Here is a 15,306-nt window from a genome sequence, read left to right as displayed (position 1 = left end):
CTCTGGCGATGAGGGGGACAACGTGGAGCGTTATTTCCGGGTGAGCAGTACACCGCACTCCATGTGGTGGGTGTACGGGAACTGATCGAATAGCGCCAGACGCGAAATCTCATGCGTCTGGCTTAATGTTTCCAGGTTCTTACACAGCGTTTCCGGATTGCAGGAAATGTACAGAATACGTGGGTACGCCTGCACCATCTTCTCGGTTTCTGCATCCAGCCCACTGCGCGGCGGATCAACGAAAATCGTTTCGCACTGATAACTTTTCAGATCAATACCTTGCAGGCGGTTAAAGGCCCGGACGCCATTCATCGCCTGGGTGAACTCTTCTGCTGACATGCGGATAATCTGCACGTTATCAATATGGTTTGCCGCAATGTTGTATTGCGCTGCTGCTACTGAGGGTTTCGCGATTTCAGTGGCCAGTACGCGATCGAAATTACGCGCCAGCGCCAGCGAAAAGTTACCGTTGCCGCAGTACAGTTCCAGCAGATCGCCCGTTGAATTGCGGGTCACGTCCAGCGCCCATTCCAGCATCTGGATGTTCATTGCTGCGTTTGGCTGGGTAAAGCTGTTTTCTACCTGACGGTAGATCATCTCTCTGCCGGCGACCGGCAACCGCTCGTCGATATAATCCCGATCAAGTTCGATTTTGGTCTTGGTGGCGCGGCCAATCAGCTGGACGTTCAGGTTTTGTGCCCGTAGCACATCGCGTAAATGCGTCGCTTCTGCCTGCCACTCCTCATCCAGTTTTTTGTGATACAGCAGCGTAACGACGGCCTGGTTACTGAGGGTGGTCAGGTAATCAATCTGGAACAGCTTATGGCGCAGCGTTTTGTTGCCACGCAGCGCGTCGATCATCACTGCCATGAGCTGGTTGATCAGCTCGCTGGCCGCCGGGAAGCTGTCCACGCGGATCCGGGACTTTGTCTGCTGATCGAAGATGATGTGGTAAAGATCGTCGCCGTCATGCCAGATACGGAACTCGGCGCGCATACGGTAATGACTGACGGGTGAGCGGAACACCTCCGGGAGCGGCGCTGAAAATGGCGTCATCATTGATTGCAGACGCACGACTTTCTCGGCCAGCTGGGCTTCGTACTGTTCTGTCGGCAGGTGTTCGGGAGTCATGATGTTTCCTGAGAGATTAAGAATAACGCGGGGATTGTAGGTGTTGCGTACGGGATGTCCAGCCCCGGATGTTTTCTAAATACTCTCTTAGCAGTCTGGACATCCATATGTAACCGAATGTAGCATCCATGTTCCGGTCCTGTGAGTTAAAAGGGAACCCAGTGTAAATCTGGGGCTGACGCGCAGCGGTAAGGATCAGGTGAGATGGTCGCGCAAGCAGACACTGCCATAGGTGGGAAGTCGCCGTCTCGTTATACCTCCAAGCCCGAAGACCTGCCGGAATACGTCGCATTTGGTGACATCATCGCGTGCTATTGATGGAACCTGCGGCATCCTTTTACTTTGTGGATGCTCTCACAATGATTAAAAAAGCTTCGCTGCTGACGGCGCTCTCCGTCACAGCTTTTTCCGGCTGGGCGCAGGATAGCGGCTCAGACAATTTGGTGGTGACAGCAAATCGTTTTCAACAACCCGTCAATACCGTACTGGCGCCGACAGAAGTCGTGACCCGTGAGGATATTGATCGCTGGGGGGCCAGAACCTTAACGGATGTGATGCGCCGTTTGCCGGGCGTCGATGTGGCTGAAAACGGTGGTATGGGGCAAACCAGTTATATCTATATCCGCGGTGCGGAAGCGCGCCATACGCTGGTATTGATTGATGGTATCCCGTTGGCGAAGTCCGGTATTACCGGTATCGCCGATTTCAGCCAGATCCCCGTATCTCTCATTGAACGTATCGAGATGATCCGCGGGCCGCGCTCTGCGGTCTATGGCGCAGATGCGATTGGCGGCGTGATCAACATCATCACCCAGAACGACACGCCGGGCGGCAAAGTGGAGGCTGGCATCGGTTCTAATCATTATCAGAAATACGATGCGACGGTTCGCCAGAAACTGGGTGAGGATACGCTGGCAACCGTAGCGGGTTCCTTTACTGATACGCGCGGTTATAACATTCGCCCGCAATCCACTTACTCCGTGGATAGCGATCGCGACGGTTTCCGTAATAAAACCTTCTGGGCGGGTCTGAATCATCAGTTCAATCAGGAGATTTCAGGGTTTGTGCGTGGCTACGGGTATAGCAACAAGACGGGCTATGACGCGGGCTATACCGATGGTGGTGATGAGCGCCAAGTCTATAACCATACCTATGAAACGGGACTGACTTATAGCGGCGATGTTTTCTCTTCACAACTGACCGGCAGTTATCAGCGCTATAAAGACTATAACTATGCCGGGCCGTTAGGGTTATACAACGACGGTACCTCGCTGGATGATATGACGCAGCGCAACCTGCAGTGGGGCAATAGCCTGGCGTTGGGTGCGGGGACGGTCAGCGCCGGCATTGACTGGCAGCAGCAGAAGTTAACCTCAGCGGATAACGACTACAGCAACAAATATAAACGGGATAACACCGGTTATTACCTGACGACGCAGCAGAAACTCGACACTGTGACGCTGGAAGGCTCCGTTCGTGGTGATGATAACGATCAGTTTGGCTGGAATGGTACCTGGCAGACTGCGGCAGGCTGGGAGTTTGTGCCGGATTACCGTCTTACCGCGTCTTATGGCACCGGCTTCCAGGCACCGACGTTGGGGCAACTCTACGGGCAAGAGCGTCTCTTTATTCTCTCTAACCCGGATCTGAGCGCGGAGAAATCTCGCCAGGTTGAAGTGGGACTGGAAGGGCTGACCGGGCCAGTTAACTGGCGTCTGTCTGCTTATCAGAACAAAATCAAGAACCTGATCGATTACTACTACGATTACGACACCTTTTTGGGCACCTATTACAATATTCAATCCGCGACCATCAGAGGGGTTGAGTTAACGGGTAGCTTTGACACCGGTGTGGTCAGTCATCGTATTACGCTGGGTTATCTTGATCCGCGCCGTGACAGTGATAATGAAGTGCTTGCCCATCGCTCGCGGCAGCAGTTCAAGTATCAACTGGACTGGACGATGTTCGGCCTGGATATGGATGCTGCGTGGCAGTACTTCGGTAAGAGCTACGATAACAACACCAATCAGTTTGCCGATACGCAGCGCCGTATGCCGTCTTACAGCCTGGTTGATCTTTCTGCTTCATATCCAGTGACCTCAAACCTCACAGTTCGTGGTAAAATCGCCAACCTGTTCGATAAAGATTACGAGACAGTTTATGGCTACCACACTGCAGGACGGGAATACACCTTGTCTGGCAGCTACACCTTCTGACGCACGTCCTACCGTCCTGGTGTTTGACTCCGGCGTCGGTGGGCTATCCGTTTATGATGAGATCCGGCATCTCCTGCCGGATCTGCATTACATCTACGCATTTGACAACGTCGCTTTTCCGTATGGGGAAAAAAGCGAAGCGTTCATCGTTGAGCGTGTTGTTGAAATTGTTACGGCCGTTCAGGCGCAATATCCGCTCGCTCTCGCCGTTGTCGCCTGTAACACCGCAAGCACCGTTTCGTTGCCTGCGCTGCGCGAAAAATTCAGTTTCCCGGTTGTTGGCGTTGTTCCGGCCATAAAACCCGCTGCGCGCTTAACGGCGAATGGCGTGGTAGGGCTGTTGGCAACGCGGGGAACGGTGAAGCGTCCTTATACGCACGAACTCATCTCGCGTTTTGCCAATGAGTGCAAAATTGAAATGCTGGGCTCAGCGGAGCTGGTCGAACTGGCGGAAGCAAAATTGCATGGCGAACCTGTTCCACAGGAAGAGCTGCGCCGTATTTTGCGCCCGTGGCTGCGGATGGCTGAACCGCCAGATACGGTTGTGCTGGGGTGCACGCATTTCCCGTTATTGCAGGAAGAGTTGTTGCAGGTATTGCCGGAGGGTACGCGCCTGGTGGATTCCGGCTCGGCTATTGCACGTCGTACGGCCTGGCTGCTCGATCATGAAGCCCCGGATGCAAAATCGTCGGATGACAATATTGCTTATTGCATGGCATTAACGCCTGAGACTGCGCAATTATTGCCCGTTCTGCAACGCTACGGCTTTAAATCGCTCGAAAAACTGGCGCTTTAGGGCGGGTTTGAACAAAAAAGAGACGGTTGATAACTTTTTTTAAATTAGGGGTTGTCAGCCGGAATTAACTCCCTATAATGCGCCTCCACTGACACGGCACAACGGCAAACACACCGGCCTGTCAGGCGAAGAAATCTGAAAATATTCAGTTGACTTCGCAGCGGGAAAGCGTAATATGCACACCCCGCGCCGCAGTGAAAACGCAGCGGCACTGCTCTTTAACAATTTATCAGACAATCTGTGTGGGCACTCAAAGTGACATGGATTCTTAACGTCCTCGGACGCTAAATGAATACCAAGTCTCACGAGTGAACACGTAATTCATTACGAAGTTTAATTCGGTGAGCATCAAACTTTTAAATTGAAGAGTTTGATCATGGCTCAGATTGAACGCTGGCGGCAGGCCTAACACATGCAAGTCGGACGGTAGCACAGAGGAGCTTGCTCTTCGGGTGACGAGTGGCGGACGGGTGAGTAATGTCTGGGAAACTGCCTGATGGAGGGGGATAACTACTGGAAACGGTAGCTAATACCGCATAACGTCGCAAGACCAAAGAGGGGGACCTTCGGGCCTCTTGCCATCAGATGTGCCCAGATGGGATTAGCTAGTAGGTGGGGTAACGGCTCACCTAGGCGACGATCCCTAGCTGGTCTGAGAGGATGACCAGCCACACTGGAACTGAGACACGGTCCAGACTCCTACGGGAGGCAGCAGTGGGGAATATTGCACAATGGGCGCAAGCCTGATGCAGCCATGCCGCGTGTATGAAGAAGGCCTTCGGGTTGTAAAGTACTTTCAGCGGGGAGGAAGGTGTTGTGGTTAATAACCACAGCAATTGACGTTACCCGCAGAAGAAGCACCGGCTAACTCCGTGCCAGCAGCCGCGGTAATACGGAGGGTGCAAGCGTTAATCGGAATTACTGGGCGTAAAGCGCACGCAGGCGGTCTGTCAAGTCGGATGTGAAATCCCCGGGCTCAACCTGGGAACTGCATTCGAAACTGGCAGGCTGGAGTCTCGTAGAGGGAGGTAGAATTCCAGGTGTAGCGGTGAAATGCGTAGAGATCTGGAGGAATACCGGTGGCGAAGGCGGCCTCCTGGACGAAGACTGACGCTCAGGTGCGAAAGCGTGGGGAGCAAACAGGATTAGATACCCTGGTAGTCCACGCTGTAAACGATGTCGATTTGGAGGTTGTGCCCTTGAGGCGTGGCTTCCGGAGCTAACGCGTTAAATCGACCGCCTGGGGAGTACGGCCGCAAGGTTAAAACTCAAATGAATTGACGGGGGCCCGCACAAGCGGTGGAGCATGTGGTTTAATTCGATGCAACGCGAAGAACCTTACCTGGTCTTGACATCCACAGAAGTTTCCAGAGATGGGAATGTGCCTTCGGGAACTGTGAGACAGGTGCTGCATGGCTGTCGTCAGCTCGTGTTGTGAAATGTTGGGTTAAGTCCCGCAACGAGCGCAACCCTTATCCTTTGTTGCCAGCGGTCCGGCCGGGAACTCAAAGGAGACTGCCAGTGATAAACTGGAGGAAGGTGGGGATGACGTCAAGTCATCATGGCCCTTACGACCAGGGCTACACACGTGCTACAATGGCGCATACAAAGAGAAGCGACCTCGCGAGAGCAAGCGGACCTCATAAAGTGCGTCGTAGTCCGGATTGGAGTCTGCAACTCGACTCCATGAAGTCGGAATCGCTAGTAATCGTGGATCAGAATGCCACGGTGAATACGTTCCCGGGCCTTGTACACACCGCCCGTCACACCATGGGAGTGGGTTGCAAAAGAAGTAGGTAGCTTAACCTTCGGGAGGGCGCTTACCACTTTGTGATTCATGACTGGGGTGAAGTCGTAACAAGGTAACCGTAGGGGAACCTGCGGTTGGATCACCTCCTTACCTTAAAGAACCTGCCTTTGCAGTGCTCACACAGATTGTCTGATGAAAAACGGGCAGTAAAAAATCTCTGCAGGCTTGTAGCTCAGGTGGTTAGAGCGCACCCCTGATAAGGGTGAGGTCGGTGGTTCAAGTCCACTCAGGCCTACCAAATTTTCCCTGAATACTGTGTTGCGAAATGACTCACATACGAAAGTATGTTTCGCCATTTCGCGCCTTGTCTCAGGAAAAATTACGGGTACACGAGATTAACTACGATGGGGCTATAGCTCAGCTGGGAGAGCGCCTGCTTTGCACGCAGGAGGTCTGCGGTTCGATCCCGCATAGCTCCACCATCTTTTACTGTCTGAACCAAGAAAACTTCAGAGTACACATTCTGTGTGTGCTGCGAAGTTTTGCTCTTTAAAAATCTGGATCAAGCTGAAAATTGAAACACAGAACAGTGCGAACTGTTCTGCGAGTCTCTCAAATTTTCACAACTGATGATGGATCGCAAGAAACATCTTCGGGTTGTGAGGTTAAGCGACCAAGCGTACACGGTGGATGCCCTGGCAGTCAGAGGCGATGAAGGACGTGCTAATCTGCGAAAAGCGCCGGTAAGGTGATATGAACCGTTATAACCGGCGATGTCCGAATGGGGAAACCCAGTGTGACTCGTCACACTATCATTAACTGAATCCATAGGTTAATGAGGCGAACCGGGGGAACTGAAACATCTAAGTACCCCGAGGAAAAGAAATCAACCGAGATTCCCCCAGTAGCGGCGAGCGAACGGGGAGGAGCCCAGAGCCAGAATCAGCTTGTGTGTTAGTGGAAGCGTCTGGAAAGTCGCGCGATACAGGGTGACAGCCCCGTACACAAAAATGCACAGGTTGTGAGCTCGATGAGTAGGGCGGGACACGTGGTATCCTGTCTGAATATGGGGGGACCATCCTCCAAGGCTAAATACTCCTGACTGACCGATAGTGAACCAGTACCGTGAGGGAAAGGCGAAAAGAACCCCGGCGAGGGGAGTGAAAAAGAACCTGAAACCGTGTACGTACAAGCAGTGGGAGCACCCTTTGGGGTGTGACTGCGTACCTTTTGTATAATGGGTCAGCGACTTATATTCTGTAGCAAGGTTAACCGAATAGGGGAGCCGAAGGGAAACCGAGTCTTAACTGGGCGTTAAGTTGCAGGGTATAGACCCGAAACCCGGTGATCTAGCCATGGGCAGGTTGAAGGTTGGGTAACACTAACTGGAGGACCGAACCGACTAATGTTGAAAAATTAGCGGATGACTTGTGGCTGGGGGTGAAAGGCCAATCAAACCGGGAGATAGCTGGTTCTCCCCGAAAGCTATTTAGGTAGCGCCTCGTGAATTCATCTCCGGGGGTAGAGCACTGTTTCGGCTAGGGGGCCATCCCGGCTTACCAACCCGATGCAAACTGCGAATACCGGAGAATGTTATCACGGGAGACACACGGCGGGTGCTAACGTCCGTCGTGAAGAGGGAAACAACCCAGACCGCCAGCTAAGGTCCCAAAGTCATGGTTAAGTGGGAAACGATGTGGGAAGGCCCAGACAGCCAGGATGTTGGCTTAGAAGCAGCCATCATTTAAAGAAAGCGTAATAGCTCACTGGTCGAGTCGGCCTGCGCGGAAGATGTAACGGGGCTAAACCATGCACCGAAGCTGCGGCAGCGACACTATGTGTTGTTGGGTAGGGGAGCGTTCTGTAAGCCTGTGAAGGTGTGCTGTGAGGCATGCTGGAGGTATCAGAAGTGCGAATGCTGACATAAGTAACGATAAAGCGGGTGAAAAGCCCGCTCGCCGGAAGACCAAGGGTTCCTGTCCAACGTTAATCGGGGCAGGGTGAGTCGACCCCTAAGGCGAGGCCGAAAGGCGTAGTCGATGGGAAACAGGTTAATATTCCTGTACTTGGTGTTACTGCGAAGGGGGGACGGAGAAGGCTATGTCATCCGGGCGACGGTTGTCCCGGTTTAAGCGTGCAGGTGTGTGCTCCAGGCAAATCCGGAGCGCTTTAACACTGAGGCGTGATGACGAGGCACTACGGTGCTGAAGTGACAAATGCCCTGCTTCCAGGAAAAGCCTCTAAGCATCAGGTAACACGAAATCGTACCCCAAACCGACACAGGTGGTCAGGTAGAGAATACCAAGGCGCTTGAGAGAACTCGGGTGAAGGAACTAGGCAAAATGGTGCCGTAACTTCGGGAGAAGGCACGCTGATACGTAGGTGAAGTGACTTGCTCACGGAGCTGAAATCAGTCGAAGATACCAGCTGGCTGCAACTGTTTATTAAAAACACAGCACTGTGCAAACACGAAAGTGGACGTATACGGTGTGACGCCTGCCCGGTGCCGGAAGGTTAATTGATGGGGTTATCCGTAAGGAGAAGCTCTTGATCGAAGCCCCGGTAAACGGCGGCCGTAACTATAACGGTCCTAAGGTAGCGAAATTCCTTGTCGGGTAAGTTCCGACCTGCACGAATGGCGTAATGATGGCCAGGCTGTCTCCACCCGAGACTCAGTGAAATTGAACTCGCTGTGAAGATGCAGTGTACCCGCGGCAAGACGGAAAGACCCCGTGAACCTTTACTATAGCTTGACACTGAACATTGAGCCTTGATGTGTAGGATAGGTGGGAGGCTTTGAAGCGTGGACGCCAGTCTGCGTGGAGCCAACCTTGAAATACCACCCTTTAATGTTTGATGTTCTAACGTGGACCCGTAATCCGGGTTGCGGACAGTGTCTGGTGGGTAGTTTGACTGGGGCGGTCTCCTCCTAAAGCGTAACGGAGGAGCACGAAGGTCAGCTAATCCTGGTCGGACATCAGGAGGTTAGTGCAATGGCATAAGCTGGCTTGACTGCGAGCGTGACGGCGCGAGCAGGTGCGAAAGCAGGTCATAGTGATCCGGTGGTTCTGAATGGAAGGGCCATCGCTCAACGGATAAAAGGTACTCCGGGGATAACAGGCTGATACCGCCCAAGAGTTCATATCGACGGCGGTGTTTGGCACCTCGATGTCGGCTCATCACATCCTGGGGCTGAAGTAGGTCCCAAGGGTATGGCTGTTCGCCATTTAAAGTGGTACGCGAGCTGGGTTTAGAACGTCGTGAGACAGTTCGGTCCCTATCTGCCGTGGGCGCTGGAGAATTGAGGGGGGCTGCTCCTAGTACGAGAGGACCGGAGTGGACGCATCACTGGTGTTCGGGTTGTCATGCCAATGGCACTGCCCGGTAGCTAAATGCGGAAGAGATAAGTGCTGAAAGCATCTAAGCACGAAACTTGCCCCGAGATGAGTTCTCCCTGAGACTTTAAGTCTCCTGAAGGAACGTTGAAGACGACGACGTTGATAGGCCGGGTGTGTAAGCGCAGCGATGCGTTGAGCTAACCGGTACTAATGAACCGTGAGGCTTAACCTTACAACGCCGAAGATGTTTTGGCGTGAGAGACGCGATAATCAGCTTGATACAGATGATGTCAGGGCGCGGAAGCGGTCTGACAAACAGAATTTGCCTGGCGGCACTAGCGCGGTGGTCCCACCTGACCCCATGCCGAACTCAGAAGTGAAACGCCGTAGCGCCGATGGTAGTGTGGGGTCTCCCCATGCGAGAGTAGGGAACTGCCAGGCATCAAATTAAGCAGTAAACCGGTGTGAAAACCGGTGAAGTGACAAATTCGGTGGAGCGGTAGTTCAGTCGGTTAGAATACCTGCCTGTCACGCAGGGGGTCGCGGGTTCGAGTCCCGTCCGTTCCGCCACCCTATTTAGGGGCGTAGTTCAATTGGTAGAGCACCGGTCTCCAAAACCGGGTGTTGGGAGTTCGAGTCTCTCCGCCCCTGCCAGAAACAATCCTTAGCATTTATTTGCTAAGGATTTTTTTTTGCATTTTTTCTATATCTCACTTCCTGGAACACCGCTCAGCATCCTTGCCTCACGGTTCAATCAATCACTTTGATCTTTAAGAGATCTTTGATCTGGTTTTGTTTGTCGCTGTTCTGTAACCAGATTGCATAAAGTGGACGGGAAAGCATCACAGTATCTGTCACCTGGTGTAAGCCTTCTTTTTGATCTGCCCATAAGACAGGTAACCATGTACAGCCATTCAATTGAGGTAATTGGCGATGCGCAACTTCTGCCGAGCTGGTCGTTAATGTGGGCACATCATCGCTGGCAATCAATTCCACCTCATGCTGCTGGAAATCTGGCCCCCATTCCAGACGAAGGTAATTAAGCTCTGATTTTGTTTTTTCAGGTGCTGAGCAATACAGCGCAAGCGTGAAATGTCCCAGCAACTGGCTGCTGAACTCATCCATTTTGGGTGTCTCGGTGGTGATCAGCAGATCTAACTGACGCTCGTGCAACTGCTTAACCAGCGATTGCCGTTGTGCTATACGTGCTTCAAACTGCAGATTACCGCCAAGATCGTAAAGCCCGGTTAGCCAATCGCTGAGCATGCATTCCCACAGTGAAGCGCTGGCACCGATAGAAAACTGGTGATGTCGTGAAGTGTGCGCGACTTCCTTTCTTGCTGCCTGCCATGTGCTCATTAACGTTTCTGCGTAAGGCAGAAGCTTTTCTCCCGCAGCAGTCAGGCGGATGTTATTGCGGTGGCGAGTGAAAAGATTGACCCCAAGCTGGTTCTCCAGTTGGCGAATACGAAAACTCACCGCAGACTGCGTCAAATAGAGTGCTTCAGCCGCCCGGCCAAAGTGACGAGTCCTGCTCACTTCCAGGAAAGTTTTTAATAATTCCGTATCCACAGTTTTCTCCACAAAAATATTTGTCGTAATGATTTAAATGTTTTGTTTTACACTCTGTCAAGCGTAACTAATACTCCGCGCCATAAATAGCTCGGCCAAAGAATTAGGAGCGTGCAGGATGGCGGAAAGCTTTACGACGACGAATCGTTTTTTCGACAATAAAAATTATCCACGCGGGTTCTCTCGCCACGGTGATTTCACCATCAAAGAGGCTCAACTGCTTGAGCGTCATGGTTATGCCTTTAACGAGCTGGAGCTCGGTAAGCGCAAACCGACGACCGAAGAAGAGACGCAGTTTATTGCCGTTTGCCGTGGAGAGCGTGAACCCAGCACTGAAGCAGAACGTGTCTGGATTAAGTATATGGCGCGCATTAAGCGTCCGAAGCGTTTTCATACTCTGTCCGGCGGTAAGCCGCAGGCTGAGGGCACGGAAGACTACACGGATTCCGACGATTAAGAAAAAGGGGCTACGGCCCCTTTTTTTACCTCAGCATTTTTTGCAGATGAACAAATAACCTGTCGATAGCACGATAACTTAGCGCTTCCTGCAGATGGCAACGCTGGATTTGTTCTTGCTGTTTAAGGTCGGCAATGGTCCTTGCCACCTTCAGCAAACGCTGCCAGGCCCGCACAGACAGACCCAGACGTATTAATGTCTCCTCCAGCCACTCCCCATCCTCCCCGGAGAGTGAGCAGAACAGCCTGGTTTCGCTACTCTCAAGTCGCGCGTTGAGTTTATTCTGACGAGCCAACTGGCGTGCTTGTGCGCTCACCACGCGGGCACGGACCGTCTCACTGCATTCACCTTTGATTTGCGTCTGACTCATTAGCCCGGAGACCGGAAGCGGTATCTCCAGTGAGAGATCAAAACGATCGAGAAATGGGCCTGACAATCTTCCCAGATAGCGTAACGTTTGTTCCGGCGTGCAACGGTTATGGTTCCCCTGATAGTGTCCTGTCGGGCTGGGGTTCATGGCGGCGATCAATTGGAACCGTGCCGGGTAGGTGACTTTCGCACGTGTTCTGGAAATATCAATTTTTCCGGACTCAATCGGCTCGCGCAATGCGTCCAGCACCCGCCTCTCAAATTCTGGCAACTCGTCGAGAAATAATACGCCGTTATGCGCCAGCGAAATTTCACCCGGCCCGGGCATTGAGCCACCCCCGACCATTGCTGCGAGTGACGCGCTGTGGTGAGGCGATCGGAACGGCCGCCGTCGCCAATGACGGGTGAGGTTGGCGGCGTTCAACACGCTCATCACCGCAGCACTTTCCAGCGCTTCCTGATTGCTCAGTGGTGGAAGTAATCCACCTAACCGACTGGCCAGCATTGTTTTTCCGGTGCCTGGAGGACCAATGAGCAAGAGATTGTGTCCGCCGGCGGCTGTGATTTCCAGCGCCCGCTTGCCCTGCTCCTGCCCTATAACATCACTTAAATCTTCACCGTGCGCTTCCTGAGGGAGGTGAAAAGGCTTCGGTGGTAACAATTCATGTTTGTCTTCCAGAAAAGCGCAGACCTCTTGTAAATGTCCTGCAACAAGACATGCCTGCGTTTGCGCCAGGCTGGCTTCCGCTTCATTCTCCTGCGCAAGGATGATGTTTCTGTGGACTTTTATGGCTTCCATTACGCAGGAGATAGCACCAGGAACTCCGCGTAATGCCCCTGTAAGCGCGAGTTCGCCAACAAACTCGTAATGACTTAACTTTCCAGTTGAAAGCTGCTCAGAGGCTGCGAGAAGCGCGATGGCAATGGGTAAATCGTATCTGCCACCTTCTTTAGGCAAATCGGCCGGCGCCAGATTGATGGTGATCCGTTTCGCGGGAAACTCATAGCCGCTGTTGATAATCGCGCTACGTACCCTGTCTCGTGCTTCTCTGACGGTCGTTTCTGGCAGCCCAACGATGGTCAGACCGGGGAGCCCATTGCTGATATGCACTTCCACCGTCACCAGCGGTGCGGCGACCCCCAAAGCTGCCCGTGTGTAAATTACTGACAACGTCATAACACCTCCTTTTCGTGGCATTATTGGCTCTCAGTTTTGTCATTTCCCTGCTGTTTTGCTGTATTTGCGTGATATTCCCTGTTATTTCATCGCAAGCCTGAGCGCTTTTCATCATGTTGGAAGCGCGCTCGCACGACCAGTCATAGGGACGTTCAATCTCTGAACAGCGGCCCGGAAAAGTGAAATATTTTCACCCTTCTTTTTTGTTATATAAAACAAAGGTTTTTTGGCAACTTGTCGACTTGCTCGCAAAATAATCCATAAATATTTCTTGTGTCTTGTCTCAAATCTGTGATAACTCTTTAGGCATTCCTTCGAACATGAAGCAAGAACGAACACAAATGACAGCCCTTCTACGAGTGATTAGCCTGGTCGTGATTAGCGTGGTGGTGATTATTATCCCACCGTGCGGGGCTGCACTTGGACGAGGAAAGGCTTAAAAAACAAGCCTTAACGAACTAAGACCCCCGCACCGAAAGGTCCGGGGGTTTTTTTATGACCTAAAAACATTAACGAGGAGCAGAGAATGAGTTGTAGCACAAAATTCTGTTTCTCCCGATATCCGGCGGGGAACTAACTATGAATGGGGCACAGTGGGTAGTACATGCGTTGCGGGCACAGAGAGTCGATACCGTATTCGGGTATCCGGGTGGCGCAATTATGCCGGTTTACGATGCATTGTATGACGGCGGCGTGGAACACCTACTGTGTCGGCATGAGCAGGGTGCTGCGATGGCCGCCATCGGTTACGCCCGTTCTACGGGTAAGACCGGTGTTTGTATTGCCACCTCCGGCCCTGGCGCCACCAACCTGATCACGGGTCTTGCCGATGCACTGTTAGATTCCGTTCCGGTCGTCGCTATCACAGGGCAAGTTGCTGCGCCGTTTATCGGTACCGATGCATTTCAGGAAGTGGACGTGCTGGGTTTATCCCTGGCCTGCACGAAACACAGCTTTTTGGTTGAGTCGCTGGAAGATTTACCCCGCGTGATGGCCGAAGCATTTCACGTCGCCAGCTCGGGGCGTCCTGGTCCGGTACTGGTTGATATCCCAAAAGATATCCAACTAGCGGTCGGTAATCTGGAGCCGTACTTCTCCACCGTCGAAGACGATATTTCCTTTCCGCAAGAGCAGGTTGCACAAGCGTATCAGATGCTTTCACAGGCTAAAAAACCGATGCTGTATGTCGGTGGTGGCGTGGGGATGGCCCAGGCTGTTCCGGCATTGCGTGACTTCCTGGCGGTAACGAAAATGCCGGTTACCTGCACGCTGAAGGGGTTAGGCGCCGTTGAGGCGGAGTATGCTTACTATCTTGGCATGCTGGGTATGCACGGGACGAAAGCGGCTAACTTTGCGGTACAGGAGTGTGATTTGTTGGTTGCTGTTGGCGCGCGTTTTGACGATCGCGTCACCGGCAAGCTGAACACTTTCGCGCCGCACGCCAGCGTCATCCACATGGATATCGACCCGGCGGAAATGAGCAAACTGCGCCAGGCGCACGTTGCGCTGCAGGGGGATTTAAATGCCTTGCTGCCTGCGTTGCAGCAACCGCTGATGATTGACGAATGGCGTCAGTTCAACGCCGATCTGCGCCGCGAGCATGCCTGGCGTTATGACCATCCCGGTGAGGCTATCTATGCGCCCCTGCTGTTAAAGCAGCTCTCTGAGCGTAAACCGGAAAATAGCGTAGTGACCACCGATGTGGGACAGCACCAAATGTGGGCGGCCCAGCATCTGAGTTTCAATCGTCCGGAAAACTTCATTACTTCCAGCGGATTAGGCACCATGGGATTTGGTTTGCCTGCCGCGGTGGGGGCTCAGGTTGCCCGCCCTGACGATACGGTTATCTGTATCTCCGGTGACGGCTCTTTCATGATGAATGTTCAGGAGCTCGGCACCGTAAAACGCAAACAATTACCGCTGAAGATCGTTTTATTGGATAACCAGCGCTTAGGGATGGTTCGTCAATGGCAGCAGTTATTCTTCAACGAACGTTATAGCGAAACCACCCTGACCGATAACCCCGATTTCCTTACGCTGGCCAGCGCCTTCGGCATCCCCGGCCAGCACATCACCCGTAAAGACCAGGTTGAAGCGGCACTCGACACCCTGCTTTCGTGTCAGGGGCCATACTTGCTTCATGTCTCAATCGACGAACTTGAGAATGTCTGGCCGTTGGTGCCGCCCGGCGCCAGTAACGCACAAATGCTGGAGAAATTATCATGATGCAACATCAGGTCGCCGTTGAGGCTCGTTTCAACCCGGAAACGTTAGAACGCGTATTGCGTGTGGTGCGCCACCGTGGCTTTCAGGTATGCGCGATGAACATGGAAACCGCCAGCGATGCGCGGAATATAAATATCGAATTGACCGTTGCCAGTCCGCGGCCTGTCGAATTACTGTTTAGCCAGTTGAGCAAACTTATCGACGTTGCCCGGGTTGATATCCGACAGCGCGCCACATCATCACAATCACAACAAATCCGCGCATAAGCGCAATA

General features: G+C 52.7%; 10 protein-coding genes, 4 tRNA genes, 3 rRNA genes and 1 riboswitch. Of the genes, 14 read left to right on the top strand and 3 right to left on the bottom strand.

What is annotated here, in order from left to right; all coding sequences use genetic code 11:
• Positions 1-30 precede the first annotated feature (30 nt).
• A complete protein-coding gene (gene trmA, locus N7922_RS23930; protein WP_263098568.1) occupies positions 31-1,131 on the bottom strand; it encodes a tRNA (uridine(54)-C5)-methyltransferase TrmA in 1,101 nt (366 codons plus the stop codon).
• Positions 1,132-1,248: 117 nt separating this feature from the next.
• A riboswitch (cobalamin riboswitch) is annotated at positions 1,249-1,427 on the top strand.
• A 63-nt stretch (positions 1,428-1,490) separates the two neighbouring features.
• On the opposite strand from trmA, the gene btuB reads away from it, so the two are divergent.
• The 9 genes from btuB (at position 1,491) to N7922_RS23885 (ending at position 9,885) form a co-directional block, all read left to right on the top strand.
• Positions 1,491-3,347, top strand: coding sequence for a TonB-dependent vitamin B12 receptor BtuB (btuB, locus tag N7922_RS23925; protein ID WP_263098567.1), 1,857 nt, complete (start codon positions 1,491-1,493; stop codon positions 3,345-3,347).
• The gene (gene murI / locus N7922_RS23920; protein ID WP_061499254.1) at positions 3,292-4,143 is read left to right on the top strand and encodes a glutamate racemase; all 852 of its coding nucleotides are present in this window, start codon (positions 3,292-3,294) and stop codon (positions 4,141-4,143) included. The genes btuB and murI overlap by 56 nt, the downstream gene beginning before the upstream one ends.
• 358 nt (positions 4,144-4,501) lie before the next feature.
• A 16S ribosomal RNA gene (locus tag N7922_RS23915) occupies positions 4,502-6,043 on the top strand.
• 71 nt (positions 6,044-6,114) lie between these two features.
• Positions 6,115-6,191 (top strand) — tRNA-Ile (locus tag N7922_RS23910).
• 108 nt (positions 6,192-6,299) lie between these two features.
• Positions 6,300-6,375: transfer RNA gene (locus N7922_RS23905), tRNA-Ala, on the top strand.
• Positions 6,376-6,556: 181 nt separating this feature from the next.
• A 23S ribosomal RNA gene (locus tag N7922_RS23900) occupies positions 6,557-9,463 on the top strand.
• A 93-nt stretch (positions 9,464-9,556) separates the two neighbouring features.
• Positions 9,557-9,672 (top strand): 5S ribosomal RNA (rrf, locus tag N7922_RS23895).
• Together the 16S, 23S and 5S rRNA genes with 4 tRNA genes alongside form the textbook arrangement of a ribosomal RNA operon.
• A 52-nt stretch (positions 9,673-9,724) precedes the next feature.
• Positions 9,725-9,801 (top strand) — tRNA-Asp (locus N7922_RS23890).
• Positions 9,802-9,809: 8 nt separating this feature from the next.
• Positions 9,810-9,885 (top strand) — tRNA-Trp (locus N7922_RS23885).
• 96 nt (positions 9,886-9,981) lie between these two features.
• Here N7922_RS23885 and hdfR read toward each other — a convergent pair.
• Positions 9,982-10,815, bottom strand: a complete 834-nt coding sequence (gene hdfR / locus N7922_RS23880) for an HTH-type transcriptional regulator HdfR (RefSeq protein ID WP_263098566.1) — start codon at positions 10,813-10,815, stop codon at positions 9,982-9,984.
• Between the two features lie 106 nt (positions 10,816-10,921).
• Between hdfR and N7922_RS23875 the strand changes: the two genes are divergently transcribed.
• Entirely contained in the window at positions 10,922-11,260 is a 339-nt protein-coding gene (locus tag N7922_RS23875) for a DUF413 domain-containing protein (RefSeq protein WP_263098565.1), read from the top strand.
• Between the two features lie 25 nt (positions 11,261-11,285).
• On the opposite strand, the gene N7922_RS23870 is transcribed toward N7922_RS23875, so the two are convergent.
• Positions 11,286-12,806 (bottom strand): YifB family Mg chelatase-like AAA ATPase, encoded by a 1,521-nt coding sequence (locus N7922_RS23870; RefSeq protein WP_263098564.1) that lies wholly within the window; start codon positions 12,804-12,806, stop codon positions 11,286-11,288.
• 341 nt (positions 12,807-13,147) lie between these two features.
• On the opposite strand from N7922_RS23870, the gene ilvL reads away from it, so the two are divergent.
• From ilvL to ilvM, 4 genes are all read left to right on the top strand, one after another.
• Positions 13,148-13,246: an ilv operon leader peptide gene (gene ilvL / locus N7922_RS23865; protein ID WP_001311244.1), complete on the top strand. Its 99-nt coding sequence runs from the start codon at positions 13,148-13,150 to the stop codon at positions 13,244-13,246.
• An 86-nt stretch (positions 13,247-13,332) separates the two neighbouring features.
• Positions 13,333-13,383: a peptide IlvX gene (ilvX, locus tag N7922_RS25350; RefSeq protein WP_209446748.1), complete on the top strand. Its 51-nt coding sequence runs from the start codon at positions 13,333-13,335 to the stop codon at positions 13,381-13,383.
• A 2-nt stretch (positions 13,384-13,385) separates the two neighbouring features.
• Positions 13,386-15,032: an acetolactate synthase 2 catalytic subunit gene (gene ilvG / locus N7922_RS23860; RefSeq protein ID WP_263098563.1), complete on the top strand. Its 1,647-nt coding sequence runs from the start codon at positions 13,386-13,388 to the stop codon at positions 15,030-15,032.
• Complete coding sequence (gene ilvM, locus N7922_RS23855; protein ID WP_263098562.1) at positions 15,029-15,298, top strand: acetolactate synthase 2 small subunit; 270 nt, start codon at positions 15,029-15,031, stop codon at positions 15,296-15,298. Before ilvG ends, ilvM begins: the two co-directional genes overlap by 4 nt.
• Positions 15,299-15,306 lie beyond the last annotated feature (8 nt).

This window comes from Kosakonia sp. ML.JS2a, from assembly GCF_025642095.1.
Lineage (GTDB): Bacteria > Pseudomonadota > Gammaproteobacteria > Enterobacterales > Enterobacteriaceae.
The sequence above is the reverse complement of the archived record's forward strand: the minus strand, read 5'-3'. Positions and strand labels throughout refer to the sequence as shown.